The organism is Curtobacterium sp. UCD-KPL2560 (assembly GCF_001705035.1).
Classification (GTDB): Bacteria; Actinomycetota; Actinomycetes; order Actinomycetales; family Microbacteriaceae; genus Curtobacterium.
Genome location: NZ_MCIG01000071.1, coordinates 1 through 16000, shown reverse-complemented (window position 1 = coordinate 16000; position 16000 = coordinate 1). Strand labels below are relative to the sequence as shown.

The 16000-nt window shown below is 73.5% G+C and carries 12 protein-coding genes; 5 read left to right on the top strand and 7 right to left on the bottom strand.

Features of this window, described 5'->3' with window-relative positions; all coding sequences use genetic code 11:
- Positions 1-122 precede the first annotated feature (122 nt).
- On the bottom strand, positions 123-1616 hold the full coding sequence (locus BEP24_RS13550) for a mannitol dehydrogenase family protein (RefSeq protein WP_065964273.1): 1494 nt from the start codon (positions 1614-1616) through the stop codon (positions 123-125).
- A 175-nt stretch (positions 1617-1791) separates the two neighbouring features.
- Here BEP24_RS13550 and BEP24_RS13545 point away from each other — a divergent pair, with 175 nt between their 5' ends.
- The 5 genes from BEP24_RS13545 to BEP24_RS13525 all read left to right on the top strand — a co-directional run bounded on the left by BEP24_RS13545 (position 1792) and on the right by BEP24_RS13525 (position 7405).
- Positions 1792-2430, top strand: coding sequence for a TetR/AcrR family transcriptional regulator (locus BEP24_RS13545; RefSeq protein ID WP_171898822.1), 639 nt, complete (start codon positions 1792-1794; stop codon positions 2428-2430).
- Between the two features lie 73 nt (positions 2431-2503).
- A complete protein-coding gene (locus tag BEP24_RS13540; protein WP_065964271.1) occupies positions 2504-5200 on the top strand; it encodes an MMPL family transporter in 2697 nt (898 codons plus the stop codon).
- 304 nt (positions 5201-5504) lie between these two features.
- Complete coding sequence (locus BEP24_RS13535; RefSeq protein WP_065964270.1) at positions 5505-5951, top strand: MarR family transcriptional regulator; 447 nt, start codon at positions 5505-5507, stop codon at positions 5949-5951.
- Between the two features lie 82 nt (positions 5952-6033).
- A complete protein-coding gene (locus tag BEP24_RS13530; RefSeq protein WP_171898821.1) occupies positions 6034-6246 on the top strand; it encodes a hypothetical protein in 213 nt (70 codons plus the stop codon).
- A gap of 64 nt (positions 6247-6310) precedes the next feature.
- Positions 6311-7405, top strand: a complete 1095-nt coding sequence (locus BEP24_RS13525) for an alkene reductase (RefSeq protein ID WP_065964264.1) — start codon at positions 6311-6313, stop codon at positions 7403-7405.
- Positions 7406-7593: 188 nt separating this feature from the next.
- Here the strand turns inward: BEP24_RS13525 and BEP24_RS13520 are convergent, their stop codons facing one another.
- The 6 genes from BEP24_RS13520 to BEP24_RS13495 all read right to left on the bottom strand — a co-directional run bounded on the left by BEP24_RS13520 (position 7594) and on the right by BEP24_RS13495 (position 15746).
- The gene (locus BEP24_RS13520; RefSeq protein ID WP_065964262.1) at positions 7594-9138 is read right to left on the bottom strand and encodes a helix-turn-helix domain-containing protein; all 1545 of its coding nucleotides are present in this window, start codon (positions 9136-9138) and stop codon (positions 7594-7596) included.
- Complete coding sequence (locus BEP24_RS13515) at positions 9135-10238, bottom strand: DUF917 domain-containing protein (protein WP_171898820.1); 1104 nt, start codon at positions 10236-10238, stop codon at positions 9135-9137. The genes BEP24_RS13520 and BEP24_RS13515 overlap by 4 nt, the downstream gene beginning before the upstream one ends.
- A gap of 90 nt (positions 10239-10328) precedes the next feature.
- Positions 10329-11441, bottom strand: a complete 1113-nt coding sequence (locus tag BEP24_RS13510) for a DUF917 domain-containing protein (protein WP_065964259.1) — start codon at positions 11439-11441, stop codon at positions 10329-10331.
- On the bottom strand, positions 11438-12670 hold the full coding sequence (locus BEP24_RS13505; protein WP_083230365.1) for a DUF917 domain-containing protein: 1233 nt from the start codon (positions 12668-12670) through the stop codon (positions 11438-11440). Before BEP24_RS13505 ends, BEP24_RS13510 begins: the two co-directional genes overlap by 4 nt.
- The gene (locus BEP24_RS13500; RefSeq protein WP_065964257.1) at positions 12667-14223 is read right to left on the bottom strand and encodes a hydantoinase/oxoprolinase N-terminal domain-containing protein; all 1557 of its coding nucleotides are present in this window, start codon (positions 14221-14223) and stop codon (positions 12667-12669) included. Before BEP24_RS13500 ends, BEP24_RS13505 begins: the two co-directional genes overlap by 4 nt.
- Before the next feature lie 161 nt (positions 14224-14384).
- Positions 14385-15746 carry a cytosine permease gene (locus BEP24_RS13495; protein WP_065964255.1) on the bottom strand — a complete coding sequence of 454 codons (1362 nt, stop codon included), beginning with the start codon at positions 15744-15746 and terminating at the stop codon, positions 14385-14387.
- Positions 15747-16000 lie beyond the last annotated feature (254 nt).

Genomic DNA, 16000 nt, shown 5'->3' with positions numbered 1-16000 from the left:
CCCCGCACCCACGCCGGGGCGGACCCGGCGCGCACCGTCCGCAGCTCGCGGACGGCCCGCCTGCGGTGCCCGCACCTGGCGGACGGCCAGTTCGCGGTCCGCGGCTGCAGGCGCGGTCGCCCTCAGTCCCCTGCCCCGGCCCCGGCCAGCCGGCGCACCGTCGCGTGCGCGCCGTCGGTGAGCAGCCCGTCCAGGGCGTCCAGGTACGCGGCGACGAAGCGCTCGTCGTCCACGAGGTCGCCGAACACCGCCCGGTTCTCGATGAAGGCCGAGCGGTGCTCCCGCTGGGTCGCCGCCGTGCGCTGCAGGTCCTCGGCCAGCCGGTCGACGACCGTGATCGGCTCGCCGGACTCGTCGGTTCCCTCGGCGTACCGGGCCCACGACGCGACCACGGCGGCGGACAGCGTCACGGGCCTGCCGGCGGCCAGGTTCTCGCGGACGACCGGGAGCAGCCACGTCGGGATGCGGTCGCTCGACTCGGCGCACAGGCGGGCCAGGGTGTCCCGCACCTCGGGGTTGCGGAACCGGTCGACGAGCGTCGCCTCGTAGGCGTCGAGGTCGATGCCGGGGACCGGGCGGAGCGTCGGCGCGCCCTCCTCGGCCATGTACCGGCGGAGGAACGTCGCGATCGCCGGGTCCTGCGTCGCCTCGTGCGCGTGGCGGTACCCGGACAGGTACCCGAAGTAGCACAGGGCCTGGTGGCTGGCGTTGAGCAGCCGGAGCTTCATGAGCTCGTACGGCTCGACGTCGTCGACGACCTGCACGTCGGCCTGCTCGAAGGGCGGGCGACCGGCGGGGTGGTCGTCCTCGAGCACCCACTGGAAGAACGGTTCGGCGACGACCGGCCACGCGTCGTCGATGCCGAGCTCGTCGCGCACCACGGCACGGTCGGCGTCGGTCGTGCCCGGGGTGATCCGGTCGACCATCGAGTTCGGGAAGGCGACGTGCTCGTCCACCCAGTCGCCGAACGCCGGGTCCTGCAGCCGGGCGAACGCGGTGAACACCGCGCGGGCGACGTGTCCGTTGCCCTGCACGTTGTCGCAGGACATCACGGTGAAGGGCTCGATCCCGCGGTCACGGCGACGACGCAGCGCCTCGGTGACGAGGCCGAAGACGGTGCGCGGCGGGGTGTCCCCGGCGAGGTCTGCGACGACGCCCGGGTGGTCGGCGACGAACGCTCCGGTGACGCGGTCGGTGTTGTACCCGCCCTCGGTCACCGTCAGGCTGACGATGCGCGTGGTGGGTGCAGCCATCCGTTCGAGCACCGCCTCGGGGTCGTCCACCGCGAGCAGGTACTCGACGATGCTGCCGACCACGCGTGCCTCGCGGGACCCGTCCGGGTGCTGCAGGACCAGCGTGTACAGCCCGCCCTGCTCCCGCATGACGTCGGCCATCCGGCGGTCCTGGTCGAGCACGCCGACTCCGCAGATGCCGTACTCGCGGGCCTCGCCCTGCTCCAGCAGCCGGTCGACGACCATCGCCTGGTGCGCCCGGTGGAAGCCGCCGACGCCGAAGTGCACGATCCCGGGCACGACGCCGTCGCGGTCGTACGTCGGGACGGGCACGCCGAGGGCGGCGACCTGGTCGAGGGTGTCGGGCGACAGGCGGACGGGCATCGGTACTCCTTCGTACGCGGCGGTGGTCCACCGGCTGCGGCGGACACGGATCAGTCTGCCACCCGGAACGTCCGTGCTGCACAGCGGTTCACGGCTGGGAGTCCCGGGGGACGAACCTGAGGGAGTGCTCCCATTCGTTGCACCGAGTGCATCGATGCACCTAGTGTCTCCACTCGTGACCACCTCGACCGACCGCCGCGCTGCCCTCAAGGCGAAGCACCGCGCCGCGATCGTGCAGGCCGCGCGCGACCTGATCGACGCACGCGGAGGCCGTGGGTTCAGCGTCGACGACCTCGCCGAGCGGGCCGACGTCGCCCGCCGGACGGTGTTCAACCACTTCGCCTCGCTCGACGAGGTCCTGCTCGCCGTGTGCGAGGAGGAACTCTCCGTGATCATCGACCGCTTCCTCGCCGACATGGCGCGGACCCCGGTCGGCGACGGGAGCCGGGCGTCGATGTTCGACGAGCTCGAGTCCGCGGCGCGCGGGGCCGACCTGGCACCGGCGATCTCCGGCATGTACCGGATCATCGGCGAGCCCGGGAAGGAGGACCCGAAGGCCGCGGTGCTCACGCAGACGGCGTTCTCGCGGGTCACCGACCGGCTGCGCGACGAGGTCGCCCGGCGGCACCCCGGCGCCGACCCCCTCGACACGGCCCTCCTGGTCGACTCCCTGATGAGCGGCATCGTCGTGATCGCCGACCACTGGCTCACGACCGACGGCCCCGACCTGACACCCCACAGCCTGGGCGCCTGGGACGCACTGCTGAGCAGACTCGTGCACAGCGTCCGCTCCGGCTACATGGCCGTCGACTGACACCTCCCCCCGGGGTCCACCGGCGCACCCCGCACCTCCACAGCACCTGACACGAAAGGAACGGGGCAACCGCATGGCCGGTCTCCTCTACCGTCTCGGACGGTTCGCCGCACGACGCCACTGGCTGGTGATCATCACCTGGATCGTCCTCATGGGCATCGCGGGACTCACCTACAGCCTGTTCGCCGGCACGATCTCGTCGTCGATCACGATCCCGAACACCAAGACGAGCCAGGTCCAGGACCAGCTCGCCGACAAGTTCCCGTCGGCGAACGGCGGCAACGGCACGCTCGTGTTCGAGACGACCGACGGCAAGGCCTTCACGGACGAGCAGAAGGCGGACGTCGGGTCCTTCCTGAAGGGACTCGAGGACCTCGACGGCGTCAAGGGGGTGCGCGACGGGTTCACGGTCCAGCAGCAGCTCGACGAGCAGCGCCAGAAGATCACCGACGGCCGGCAGCAGATCACCGACGGCCGAGCGCAGATCACGCAGCAGACGGCGCAGCTCGACGCGGGCAAGCAGCAGCTGCAGCAGGCGCAGCAGCAGCTCGACCAGCAGAAGGCACAGGCGCAGTCCGCCGGTGCCGCCGCGGCGGCCGGCAGTGCGGCGGGCGCAGCGGCCCAGGCGCAGCTCGAGCAGGCGCAGGCCCAGATCGACGCGCAGCAGCAGCAGATCACCTCGGGTGAGCAGCAGATCCAGGCCGCCGAGCAGAAGCTCGACGCCAGCGAGCAGCAGCTCGAGCAGGGGTCCGACCTGCTCGACCTGTCGAAGGGCATCCGGTTCGTGTCGTCGAACGACTCGGCCGCGATCGGCACCGTGCAGTTCACGACGTCGACCTACGAGGTCCCCCAGGCGACCAAGCAGGCGATCTCCGACCGTGCCGACGACGCGAAGATCGACGGCGTCGCGGTGTACGTCTCGAACGACATCGCGCAGGGCGTGCCGTCGATCCTCGGTCCGGGCGAGATCATCGGCGTCGTCATCGCGGCGCTCGTGCTCCTGCTGATGCTCCGCACCGTGATCGGCGCGGCGATCCCGCTCGTCTCCGCGGTGCTCGGCGTCGGCGTCGCGACCCTCGCCTCGCTGTCGTTCTCGAGCCTGGTCGAGTTCATCTCGGTCACGCCGGTCCTGGGGGTGATGCTGGGCCTGGCGGTCGGCATCGACTACTCGCTCTTCATCCTCAACCGGCACCGCACGCAGCTGAAGACCGGCATGGGCGTGCACGAGTCCATCGGCCTGGCGAACGGCACCTCCGGCAACGCCGTGGTGTTCGCCGGCACGACCGTCATCGTCGCCCTGCTCGCGCTGAACATCACGGGCATCCCGTTCCTCGGTCTGATGGGCACGGTCGGCGCGGTCGCGGTCCTGTTCGCGATCCTCATCGCCACGTCCTTCACCCCGGCGCTGCTGTCGCTCATCGGCATGCGGATCCTCCGGCGGAAGGAGCGCGACCAGATCGGCAGCACGGGTGCGATCCGGGTGCCGAACAAGCCGATGTCGACCTGGCGCGCGGTCGTCACGCTCGTCGCCGGCGTCGCCGTGCTCGGCACGATCGCGCTGCCCGCGACGCAGATGCGCCTCGGCCTGCCGACCGGTGCGTCCGAGTCGGTCGAGTCCAGCCAGTACAAGGCGTACAAGGCGCTCGACGACGAGTTCGGCGCCGGCCAGAACGGTCCGCTGCTCGTCGTCGCCGACCTGCCGAAGGCGATCAGCAAGGACGACGTCACCGCGACCGAGGTCACGATCGGCCAGGCGCTCGCGAAGAACGACGACGTCGAGGCGGTCCTGCCGATCGGCGCCTCGAAGGCCCGCGACATCATCGCCTTCCAGGTGAAGCCGTCCGGCGGCCCCGACAGCGTCTCGACCGAGGACCTCGTGAAGGACCTCCGCCAGCAGACCGTCCGGACCGACGACGGCCGGGTCACGCTCGGCGTCGCGGGCAACGCGTCGGCGAACATCGACGTGTCCGAGAAGCTCGCGAACGTGCTGCCGCTCTACCTCGTGGTGGTGGTCGGCCTGTCGCTGCTCATCCTCATCCTGGTGTTCCGGTCGTTCCTCGTCCCGATCACCGCGACGGCAGGCTTCATCCTGTCGGTGCTCGCGTCGTTCGGTGGTCTGACCGCGATCTACCAGTTCGGCTGGCTCGGCTCGGTGTTCGGGGTGCACGACCCCGCGCCGATCCTGAGCTTCCTGCCCATCATCGAGATCGGCATCCTGTTCGGTCTGGCGATGGACTACCAGCTGTTCCTGGTGTCGGGCATGCGCGAGGCGTACGCCCACGGCGCCTCGGCGAAGGTGGCGGTCCAGCGCGGTCTGCACGCCGGACGCGCGGTGGTCACGGCGGCCGCGATCATCATGATCTCGGTGTTCGCGGGCTTCATCTTCTCGGACTCCTCGACCATCAAGCCGATCGGCTTCGGGCTCGCGTTCGGTGTCCTCATCGACGCCTTCGTGGTCCGGATGCTGCTGATCCCCGCGGTCATGCACCTGCTCGGGAAGAGCGCCTGGTGGATCCCGAAGTGGCTCGACCGGATCCTGCCGGACGTCGACGTCGAGGGCGCGAAGCTCGAGCGGTCGCACCCGGGCGACGGCAGCGGCGCCCAGCACGGCACGGACGACCAGCACGGCCCGCGCCACGGTGCACACGCCGCACCGGTCGCTCCGGACGGCGGCGGGATGCACGCGGAGGGCCACCACGGGTCGCACGCCGCGGACGTGGCACCCGACGCGGGCCCGCACGAGGGGCACACCCCGACGCACCGCGCCTAGGGCACGGCCGCTCGCGTCCCGACGCGACCAGCGGTCGCGCCCCGCCCCACGTCCCGACGCGACCACCCTGGAGGCCCGGTGCCGGTCCACGAGACCGGCACCGGGCCTCCCGTGCGTGCGCCACCCACGCGACCCGGCGCGCGCAGGTCGGCGCACGGACCGGAACGGGCGTACCCGGCGCAAGCGGGCGTACCCGGTCGCCCCGAACGACCAGGTACGCCCGATCCCGCTCCCCATCGCGGGTACGTGGGGAACGAACGGACGCCCATCGACGAATCGTTCGCCCACGAAGTACCCTGACGACATGACCGCGACCGACGTCGACCCCCTCGCCCTCGACCGGCAGCTCTGCTTCGCCCTGGCCGCGACGAGCCGGAGCGTGATCGGCCTGTACCGCGACCTGCTCGACCCGCTCGGCCTGACGCACCCGCAGTACCTCGTCATGCTCGCGCTCTGGGAGCACGACCCCCGGTCCGTGCGCGAGATCGCCCGCGAGCTCCGCCTCGACTCGGCCACCCTCAGTCCGCTACTCAAGCGCCTCGAGGCCTCCGGCTACGTCCGCCGTGCCCGCAGCACCGCCGACGAACGGCAGCTCGAGGTGTCCCTGACCACCGCGGGCCGCGCGCTCCGCGACCGCGCCCGGGACGTGCCGCTCGCCGTCGCCGACCGGCTCGGGTGGCCGCTCGCACGGCTCGAACGCCTGAAGGACGACCTCACCGAGCTGCTCGGGCGGGTCGACGCGCTCGACTGAGGGGTCGGCCGCCAGTGCGGGGCCGTCGACGCGCGGAACACTTCGTGCCACAATGATTGGTGTACGAACGAAAGGACGGACCGTGGGTCGCTTCGGCAGCTGGTACGACCGCTGGAACCGCACGCTCATCGAGAAGATGGGCCCCTCGCAGATCGGCGCCGGGCGCGACGAGGGCATCGACGACCGCACGGTCGACCGGCCCTGCCCGATCTGCCACCAGCCGCTCTCGCAGCACACCGTGATCCGCCCCGAGGGCCAGGTCCGGTCGAGCACCCTGGTGTGCCCCGTCCGCTGAGCATCCGCCGAACGTGTCCGCCGGACGCGGAATTGCTCGGGGCAACACGTGGTTCAACGGTTCCGTGAAGCTCTTCGAACCCGCCGACCTCGGCGCACTCCACCTGAACAACCGCATCGTGATGGCCCCGCTCACCCGGACCCGCGCCGGAGCCCAGGGCGTCCCGAACGACCTCCTCGTCGAGCACTACGCGCAGCGCGCCGGCCTCGGCATGATCATCACCGAGGGCACCTGGCCCGTGCAGGAGGGTCGCTCGTACCCCGGCCAGCCCGGCATCGAGACCGACGAGCAGGTCGCCGGCTGGCGCCGCGTCGCCGACGCCGTGCACGAGCGGGGCGGCACCATCGTCATGCAGCTCATGCACGGTGGCCGCGTCTCGCACACCGACATCTCCGGCACCCCGCGCATCGTCGGCCCGTCCGCGGTCGCCGCGCCCGGCCAGACCCACCTCGCCGACGGCAGCAAGGCCGACATGCCCGTCCCGCACGAGCTGACCACCGACGAGGTCCGTGAGGCCGTGCAGCAGTTCGCCCGCGCCGCCCGCAACGCGATCGCCGCCGGCCTCGACGGCGTCGAGGTGCACGGTGCGAACGGGTACCTCGTGCACGAGTTCCTCTCCCCCGTGTCGAACACCCGCACCGACGAGTACGGCGGGTCGCCCGAGAACCGCGCACGCTTCGCGGTCGAGGTCACCACGGCCGTCGCCGAGGCCGTCGGCGCCGAGCGCGTGGGCATCCGCCTGTCCCCGGAGCACAACATCCAGGGTGTCCTCGAGGAGGACGCCGACGACGTGCGCGCCACCTACACGGCCGTCGCCGAGGGCCTCGCACCGCTCGGCCTCGCGTTCGTGGACGTCCTGCACGCCGAGCCGGGCAGCGACCTCGTCCAGCACGTCCGCCGGACCGCCGGTGCCCCGTTCATCGCGAACTCGGGCTTCTCGTCGATGACGTCCCGCGACGAGGCGATCACGCTGCTCGACCAGGACCTCGCGGACGCCGTCGCCGTGGGCCGCGCGGCGATCGCCAACCCGGACCTCGCCGAGCGCTGGGAGCAGGACGCGGAGCTCAACGAGCCGCGCCCCGAGCTCTTCTACGGCGCCACGGCCGAGGGCTACACGGACTACCCGACGCTGGCCGAGCTGCAGGAGCGCGCCGCGTAGTCGACGCGACCACCCCACGGACGGGAGGCGCGGTGCCGGCTGGCACCGCGCCTCCCGTCCGTCTGCGGTCCCGCTCCCGGCGCCGACACCCGCGCCCTCCGCGGATGGAGCAGGAACCGTCGGGTCGCGCCCGGCCACCCGACGTTTCCTACTCCATCCGCGGGGCGGGCCCCCGGGCGGCCCGCGGGTCAGGCCCCGCCGAGCGCGCGCGTGGCCAGGTGCAGCGCCAGACGCGTCTCCGGGTCGCCGAGGTCCACGCCGAGCAGCCGCTCGACCCGCGCGACCCGGTCGGCCACGGTGTTCCGGTGCACGCCGAGCACCGCGGCGGTCTCGGCGACCGAGGACTCGGCGTCGAGGTAGGCGGCGAGCGTCGCCCGGAGCGCTCCCCCACCGCGTTCGAGCGGTGCGAGCAGCTGCTCGGCGGCCGGCAGGAACGTGTCGGTCTGCGTCCACGCGAGCAGCAGCTGCGCCAGCCCGAGCCGGTCGACGTGCACGAAGTACCCCGACTCGGGGCGCGCGGCGGCCAGGCGGACGGCGTCCCCGGCCTCGCCGAGCGTCCGGACCAGGCCGCCGGCGCCGGCGTGCACACTGCCGACGCCCGCGTTCGTGTCGACGGCGCCCCGCAGTGCCCGCTGTGCGGTGCGGACCGCGGTGGCGACCGCGGCGACCCCGGCCCGGTCGGGCTCCTCGGTCGAGGACCGCCAGAGCGCCCAGCCGTCGGCCTGCTCGACCACCGTGACGTCGAGGCCCGTCGCCGCGAACGCGACCTCGACCTCGCGCCGGAGGGCCACCGCGTCGACCGGCTGCCGCGCGACGAGCCGGACCCCGACGTGCCAGGCGTCGAGCTGCCACCCGGCGGCGATCGTCCGCTGCACGAGGGGCGGTGCGGGTGCGCCGTCGGCCGCGCGGAGGTCGTCGAGCATCGCCATCCGGTACCGGGCGTCGCGCTCGTCGTCGAGCCGCGTGAGCACGAGGCGGTGTCCCGCGGCGACCGCCGCCACCCGGAGGGCGGTCGCGAGCGTGGTGCGCTCGGCGGCCAGCGGGGCGTCGAGCCCGACGGCCAGCCAGGCACGCGGGCCGATGCCGGTCGGGACGGGGACCGCCACGACGGTCTCGCCGAGCTCCGCGCCGTCCGGGTCGGCGGTCGCCCACACCGGCTCGCTCGTGCCCACCGTCCGGGCGAGCAGGGCAGCCGTCGCCGGGGCCACCCCGGCGCCGCGCAGTGGTCGGCCGGAGGCGTCGAGGAAGCGGACGGCGTGGCCGAGCTCCGCCTCGAGGCGGCCGAACAGCTCCTCGAGGTCGGGGCCGGCGTCGAGGCCGACGCGCGCCACGGCAACCGCGGCCCGGGCGGCCGGGGCCTCGCCCGACCCGATCAACTCGTGCATCCGGACCGAGGTCGCCCACGGGTCGGGCGTCACCACGACGCCGACGCCGAGCCGGTCGGCGAGCGCCGCGGTCCCCGGTCCGGGCGCGGGCGCGCTGTCGGTGACCGCGACGACGAGCGCGGTCACCCCGGCGGTGGCCGCGCGACGGAGCAGCACGTCGAAGCGGGCGTCGAACCGGGTCACGGGGGTGAGGAGCACGACCGCGTCGTCGGCCGGGGTGAGCGTGCGACCGACCTGCTCGGGCGGGCCGACCACACCACGGACGGCGGCCACCGCGCCGGACGCCGGGCCGACGAGCAGCGCCGTGCCGGACGGCAGCAGCGGGAGGAACTCGGCGACCGGGATCACCGGGCGCCCCCTCGCGCGGGCCGCTGCCCGGGCTCCGGCACGGGATCGGCGTCGATGCCGAAGGCGCGGGGTGCGACCCGGTCGGTGCGGTGCGGTTCCGCCCACCACCACGGGGCGCCCGGCAGCACGACCACGGCGAGCTCGTCACCCACCCGGGCACGGTCGGTCGACACCGGGCGGAGGGACCGGGCGTCGACCACGACGATGCAGCTCGGTGTGCTCGCCACCGGTTCGCCGTCGACCAGGCAGTGCACCCACTCGCTGCCGGCCTCGACCCGCACCACCGCTCCGGTGCCGGCGTCGCGGATCGCCATCGAGCCGTGCACGAACGAGACCGCGTCGCCGCCGCGCTGCACGTCGAGGACGCGTCCGCGTGCGACGAGCCGGCCGCCCGACACCGCGGCGAGGTGCTCCACGTCCCGCGCCTGGCCCGCGGCTCGTCCGGTCCGGACGGCACGGGTCACGCTGCCGTCCACGGCCCGCCCGGCGAGCAGGTCGGCGTCGACGGGGCCGATCGCGAACGCGGCCCACCCGCCGCTGTGGGACACCGCCTCGCGCCACACCGTCTCGAGGTCGCGCGGGTCCGGCGCGTCGACGACGATGCGGAGCCCGCTGGACGTCACGGCGGCCGCGGTGACCGTGGGCAGCGGGTCGACGAAGAGCGACAGCTGGTCGATGCGCGGCGTCGCGCGTCCGACCAGGTCGGCATCGACGAGCGGGAGCCCGGCGGCGTGCGCGGTCAGGGCGGCGGCGGGTCCGGTGACCCCGCCGATCTGCGCGGCGACGACGGCGTCCGCACGGCGACCGGTCCAGCGTTCGACGGCGGCGAGCGCGTCCGGCAGCTCGCGGCCGCTCGGCGTCTTCTCCTCGAGCACGGTCGTCGACCCGACGAGTCCGACTGCGATCACCGAGTGTGCGGGCCCGTCGAGCGGGACGACGGGGACCGTGTCCGCGCCGAGCGCGACGCGGAGCGCGTGCACCATGTGGTCGACCTGTCCGCCGCCCCCGCAGCCGAGCAGCGCGGTGCCGCGGCCGAGGTCGACGGCGTCGCCGGCCTGGAGGCCCGTCACGGCTCCGTCACGCGGGTCACCCTGGTGCACACCCCATGCTCTCACCCCGTGGTCGCCCGGGTGCGGACGCGGCGGTGCCGCTCACCCCTGGTCGCCCGGGTCCGGACGCGGCGGTGCCGCTCACCCGGCCGGAGCCAGCTGGCCGTGCAGCTCCTCCACCGGAACGAAGGCGTCCTCGAGGCCGAAGCAGGACGGACCGAACACCGCGAGCGCCTCGGGCGTGCGCATCAGGTCGGGCGTCGAGACCCCGACCACGCGGACGCGCTGCCCGTACCGCAGGCGCTCGGTGGTGATCGGCTCCGCGGTCTCGGCGTCGAGGACGCAGATCAGGTCGGGCACCACCGCGACGAGTCGGCCGTCCCGTCGGGCGACGAGGTTCTCGTTCTGGAAGGCGATCTCGAGCGTGGACCCGTCGGCGTCCTGCACGACGGCGCGGCCCTTCGCGAAGCCGTCCACCGTGCGACGCTCGACGTCGACGACCTTGCCGTCGAACAGCTCGCGCAGGTGCGTGTAGATCGTCTGCCCGAACGCCTCGGCGAGTCCCTCGACGGGGTCGCGGTGCTGCTCGCGGGCGAGTCGGACGGCGCGGCCGACGGACAGCGCGAGCGAGAGCGTGCGCGGGACCGCGGTCTCCCGGACCTGGCGTCCGGTCATGGCGTACTCGGCGATGTACGCGACGCCGCCGAGGCGGATCGTGACACCGCGGGCGAGCCACTCCATCTGCCGGTTGTCGTGCCCGGTGTCGATGACGACGCCGTGGCCGTTCTCGTCGCTGATCGCGAGCGGCGACCCGGGCACACCGTAGACCGAGAACGTCTCCATCTGCAGCTCCGGGAACGCCCGGCCCATGCCGTCGGCGTCGACGACCGGCAGACCACCGGTGGCGCCGACGAGCAGCGGGATCATCGAGTTGATGCCGCCGCACTCGATCGGCATGGTGGCCGTCGCGGTGCGGCCCAGGTGCTGCTCGAGCCGGCGGAGGGCACCGAGCGGCTCGGGTCCGGCCGGGATCCGTTCGAGCACGACCGTCGGGGCGCCCATCTGCGCGGTGGGGATGACGAACGCGTCGTCGTCGAGCTCGGACGGGTCGAGGATCGTCACCGGACCGTGCTGCTCGATGGCGGCCTTGACGAGGAGCATCCCGATGGTCGGGTCGCCGCCGCCGCCGGTGCCGAGCAGTGCGGCACCGCGGGCGAGGTCGGGCAGGTCGTCGACGTCGATGGTCCAGCTCACGGCTGTTCTCCTTCGCTGACGGTGCCGTCGTGGCGGACCGCCGGGGTGTCGTAGCCGAAGTACCGCGGGCCGGCGAGCGCGAGGCCGGCCGGGCTGTGCCACCGCGGGTCGGCGGGGGCCGTGACGATCCGGACGCGCGCGCCGAACCGGAGGCCCTCGGTGGTGATCGGTTCGCCGGTCTCGGCGTCCAGGGTGACGATGAGGTCGGGAGCCGTGGTGCGCACCGAGCCGGCCACCTCGACCAGCAGGTGCTCGTTCTGGAACCGGAGCACCGCCTCCCGTCCGGTGTCGTCGCCGGAACCCGTGACGCGGGCGGTCCCGCGCGCGAACCCGGTGACGGTCTTCCGTTCCACGTCGGCGACCTTCCCGCTGAAGACGACGCTGCCGCCGAGGGTCGCGGCGACCGCCGCGACCGGGTCCGCGTTGGCGGCGCGCGCCGCGACCAGGGCCTCGCCGAGGCGGACGCACAGCGACAGGCTGCCGCGCACGTACGACTCCTTGACCTGCGCGCCGGTCATCGCGTAGTTCGCGGTGATCGCGGAGCAGCCCATCTCGACGGTCGCGGTCCGGGCGAGCCGTTCCGCCCACCGGTTGTCGACCGTGCTGAACACGGCGGTGTTGCCCTTCTCGTCGGCGAGCGCCATCGGGGTGGCGCTGACGGCGGCGAGCGTCGGCAGGACCATCTGCACCTCCGGGAACGCGCGTCCCATCGCGTCGCCGTCGACGAGGGGCAGGCCGAGCTCGGCGGCGGCGACGATCGGGCTGGTCGAGTTGACCCCGCCGACCTCGATGCAGGCCACGTGCGTGGGCGTCACGCCGAGGTGGGCGGCGAGGCTGCGGACCGCCTCGGCGAACTGCGCGCCGGAGGGGAGCTTCTCGACCATCACGGTCGGTGCGCCGATCATCGCGACGTTGAGCACGACGGCGTCGTCCGGCAGGTCCTCGACCTGCACGACGGTGACCGGGCCGTGCTCGCGGACGGCGGCCTCGGCGAGGAGCCGGCCGATGTAGGGGTCGCCGCCGCCACCGGTGCCGAGCACGGCGGCACCGCGCGCGAGGTCGGCGCAGTCGCCGTCGACGACCGTGAGGGGGCGGGCGGTGGGGGCTGTCGTGGCGGCGCGTGCCGACGTGCCGCCGGCGTGCGTCGACGCGTCGGTGTGTGCCTGATCGTCGGTGTGTGCCGGTGCCGCGCCGTGGGTCGGCGCGGGTCCCGCTGCGGTCGTGCTCACCGGACCAGGGCCCCGAGTGCGAGGTCGCCGACGGCCTTCGCGCGGATGCGGGTCGCGTTGCCGGGCAGGTACGGGATCGGGACCTCGTCGAAGTCGACGATCGCGACGGTCGCCGGGTCGGCCCCGGCGGCGACGGCCCGGTCGATCGCCTCCTGCCGCGCCTCCTCGACCACCGTGGCACGGCCGCCGTCGGTGATCGCGTAGACCTTGTCGACCTCGCCGGAGACCTGCGCGATCGCCGCGCCGATGGCGTTGGCGACGGCGTAGTGCTCCGGGCGGTGCACGGTGCCGAGCCCGGGCAGCGTGTCCGGCAGCAGCACCGAGCCACCCCCGACCGCGACCACCGGCAGCGGTGCCGACGAGGTCCGCATGCGCTCGACGACGTCGGCCACGCGCTCGGCGATCACCGCGAGGGCGCGCTCGGCGACCTCGGCGGGCACCTCGGCGACCCGGTCCGGGTCGCCGATCGTGCCGCGGCCACCGCGGACGGCGACGTCGGTGGCGGTAAGCGTCGTGCCGCCGAAGACGAGGCCGTCCTCGGTGAGTCGGTAGCCGACCGAGTCCGGACCGACGAGCGCGCCGTCCTCGCGGATGCGGGAGCCGCCGCCGATGCCGATCGACAGCACGTCGGGCATCCGGAAGTTCGTGCGGATGCCCGCCACCGCGACCTCGCCGGTGGCCTCGCGCGGGAACCCGCCGGTCAGGACGCCGACGTCGCTCGTCGTGCCGCCGACGTCGACGACCGCGCAGGTGTCGAACCCGGACAGCACCGCGGCGCCGCGCATCGAGTTGGTCGGTCCGGAGGCGAACGTCGCGACCGGGTACCGGCGGGCGTACTCGACGTCCATGAGGGTGCCGTCGTTCTGGCTGAGGAACAGGGGCGCGTCGATGCCGCTCGACGCGACGGAGGCGGACAGCCCGTCGACGATCCGGTCGGCCAGCTCGCGCAGGGCGGCGTTGATGATCGTGGCGTTCTCGCGTTCGAGCAGCCCGATGCGGCCGATCTCGCTCGACAGCGAGAACGCGACGTCCGGTCCGAGCTCCGCGGCCAGGATCTCCTGCGCGCGCTGCTCGAACGTGTCGTTGATCGGCGAGAACACCGACGAGATCGCGACCGAACGGATGCCGGCGGCCCCGATCGCCGCAGCGTGGCGCTTCAGCTCGTCCGGGTCGAGCTCCGAGATCACCCGGCCGTCGAACTCGTGGCCGCCGTGCGCCAGGAACGCCCGTCCCTGCACCGCGGTGACCAGGTGCTCGGGCCAGTCGGTGAACGGGGGCAGCGAGGCCGTCGCCGGGAGCCCGAGGCGCACGGCGGCGGTCGGCGCGAGCCCGCGGGCCTCGATCAGGGCGTTGATGAAGTGCGTCGTGCCGATCATCACGCCGTCGATGTCCTCGGACCCGAACGCCCGCTGCTCGCGGAGCCCGGCCAGTGCGGCGACGATCCCGGACGTGACGTCCTGGCTGGTGGACCGCTTCACGGCCGCGGCGACCGTGCTGCCGTCCATGAGGACGGCGTCCGTGTTCGTGCCGCCGACGTCGATGCCGATGCGCATGGGGTTCCCTTCGGGGTGGAGCGGGGTGGTGCGGAGCCGTGCGGGTCGCTGGTGGACGCCGAGCGGCCGTCGGGCGGAGGTGGCGGTCGACGTGGGGGGACGCCGACCGCCGGTACGGGGGCGACGGTGCCGGCGCGGGGCGGGCGGCACCGTCGCCGGGTCTAGGCGGTGGTCGCCGGGGCGGGGACGGCAGCCGCGACCGGCGCGGCCTCGGTGCGGCTGACGCCGAGGCCACGGACCCAGCCGGCCTTGCCCGCGACCACGTACAGCACGAAGGCGATGACCACCGAGTTGATCGACGGGATGCCGACGGCGACGAAGTACCCGACCACGGCGGCGACCGCCCAGATGACCAGGGTGGCCGGTACCCACGTCGGACTCGTCGGCGGCAGGCCCTCGCTCGCGCTCAGCTCGGGGCGCCACCGCTTCACGACGAAGTACTCGGCGATCATGATGCCCGCGATCGGCGGGAAGACGACGCCGAGCACGATGAGGAACGGCGTGAACGCGTCGAGGAACCCGACGGCCGCGAGCAGCGACCCGACGACACCGAGCACGAGCGTGACGACACCGCGGTTCACCTTCTTGCCGAACACGACGTCGATGAAGTTCGTGACGCCGAGGCTCGAGCTGTAGATGTTCCAGTCGTTGATCTTGAAGGTGCCGAGCAGGATCACGAGGATGCCGACCCAGCCGACGCTCGACGTGATCACGCGGGTGATGTCCGAGGAGCCGACGGCGTGGGCGAGCAGGACGCCAGCGAGGCCGATGACGTACTCGCCGAGGGTGACACCGAGCGCGGTCTGCTTGACGACGTCGCCGACCGAGCGGTTGAAGCGCGTCATGTCGGGCGTGATGACGGCGCCGACGATGAAGCCGCCCGCGACGAGCGTGGTGCCGGCGACGAAGCTCAGCTCGGGACCGGCCGGGGCCTTCGCGGCGAGCTCGGCGAGCGAGTGCTTGCTCAGCTCGACGACGACCGCCCACCCGACCAGCACCAGGAACAGCGGCACGGTGACGTTCGCGAGCCACTGCATCGAGTGGAAGCCGCGCAGCACGATGGCGGTGACGAGCAGCCCGAACACGAGCGACCACGCCCACGCGGGCAGGACCGGCAGGATCGCGACGAGGCCAGCTGCCGAGACGCCGGACTGGATGCCGAACCAGCCGATCAGGCTCAGCCCGATCGCGAGCCCGACGAGCGCCGACCCGGCCTTGCCGAACCCGGTCCACCGCGCGATGACCGAGGTGTTCAGCCCCTCGCGCATGCCGATCACGCCCACGAACACGGACACGACCTCGAGGATCACGGCTCCGAGCGTGATCGCCCAGAACGCCTCCCAGAAGCCCATCCCGAAGCCGAGCGTCGCACCGAGCAGGAACTGGGACAGGGCGGAGATCTGCCCGAAGCGCTGCACCGCCACCTGGAACCACCCGTAGCGGGCGGACATCGGGACGCGGGACAGGGAGTGGTCGTCGACGACGACGGACGGGGCTGGTGGTGCTGACGCTGCACTGGCCATCGGGTGCTCCTGGGGGAAGGGGTGCCGGCCGGGGCGGCCGGGTTGGAGCAACCGTAGTGAGCGCCCGGCGACCGGCGACACGTGCACTCCGTCGTTACGGGAACGTGAATCGGTGCACTGTGCACAGCCGCCGTCGACGGCCACTGACACCCCGCGGCACCCGCCTGCCCCGCCGAGCGCCCCGCCGTACGCCCGGCCGTGCGCCCTGCCGTCCGCGGATGGAGCAGGAAACGTCGGGTCGAGGACCTCTACCC

Excerpts from the sequence above, each read along its gene's own strand:
- BEP24_RS13550 (WP_065964273.1), bottom strand. The coding sequence starts at position 1,616 with ATGCCCGTCCGCCTGTCGCCCGACACCCTCGACCAGGTCGCCGCCCTC.
- BEP24_RS13540 (WP_065964271.1), top strand. The coding sequence starts at position 2,504 with ATGGCCGGTCTCCTCTACCGTCTCGGACGGTTCGCCGCACGACGCCAC.
- BEP24_RS13535 (WP_065964270.1), top strand. The coding sequence starts at position 5,505 with ATGACCGCGACCGACGTCGACCCCCTCGCCCTCGACCGGCAGCTCTGC.
- BEP24_RS13500 (WP_065964257.1), bottom strand. The coding sequence starts at position 14,223 with ATGCGCATCGGCATCGACGTCGGCGGCACGAACACGGACGCCGTCCTC.
- BEP24_RS13495 (WP_065964255.1), bottom strand. The coding sequence starts at position 15,746 with ATGGCCAGTGCAGCGTCAGCACCACCAGCCCCGTCCGTCGTCGTCGAC.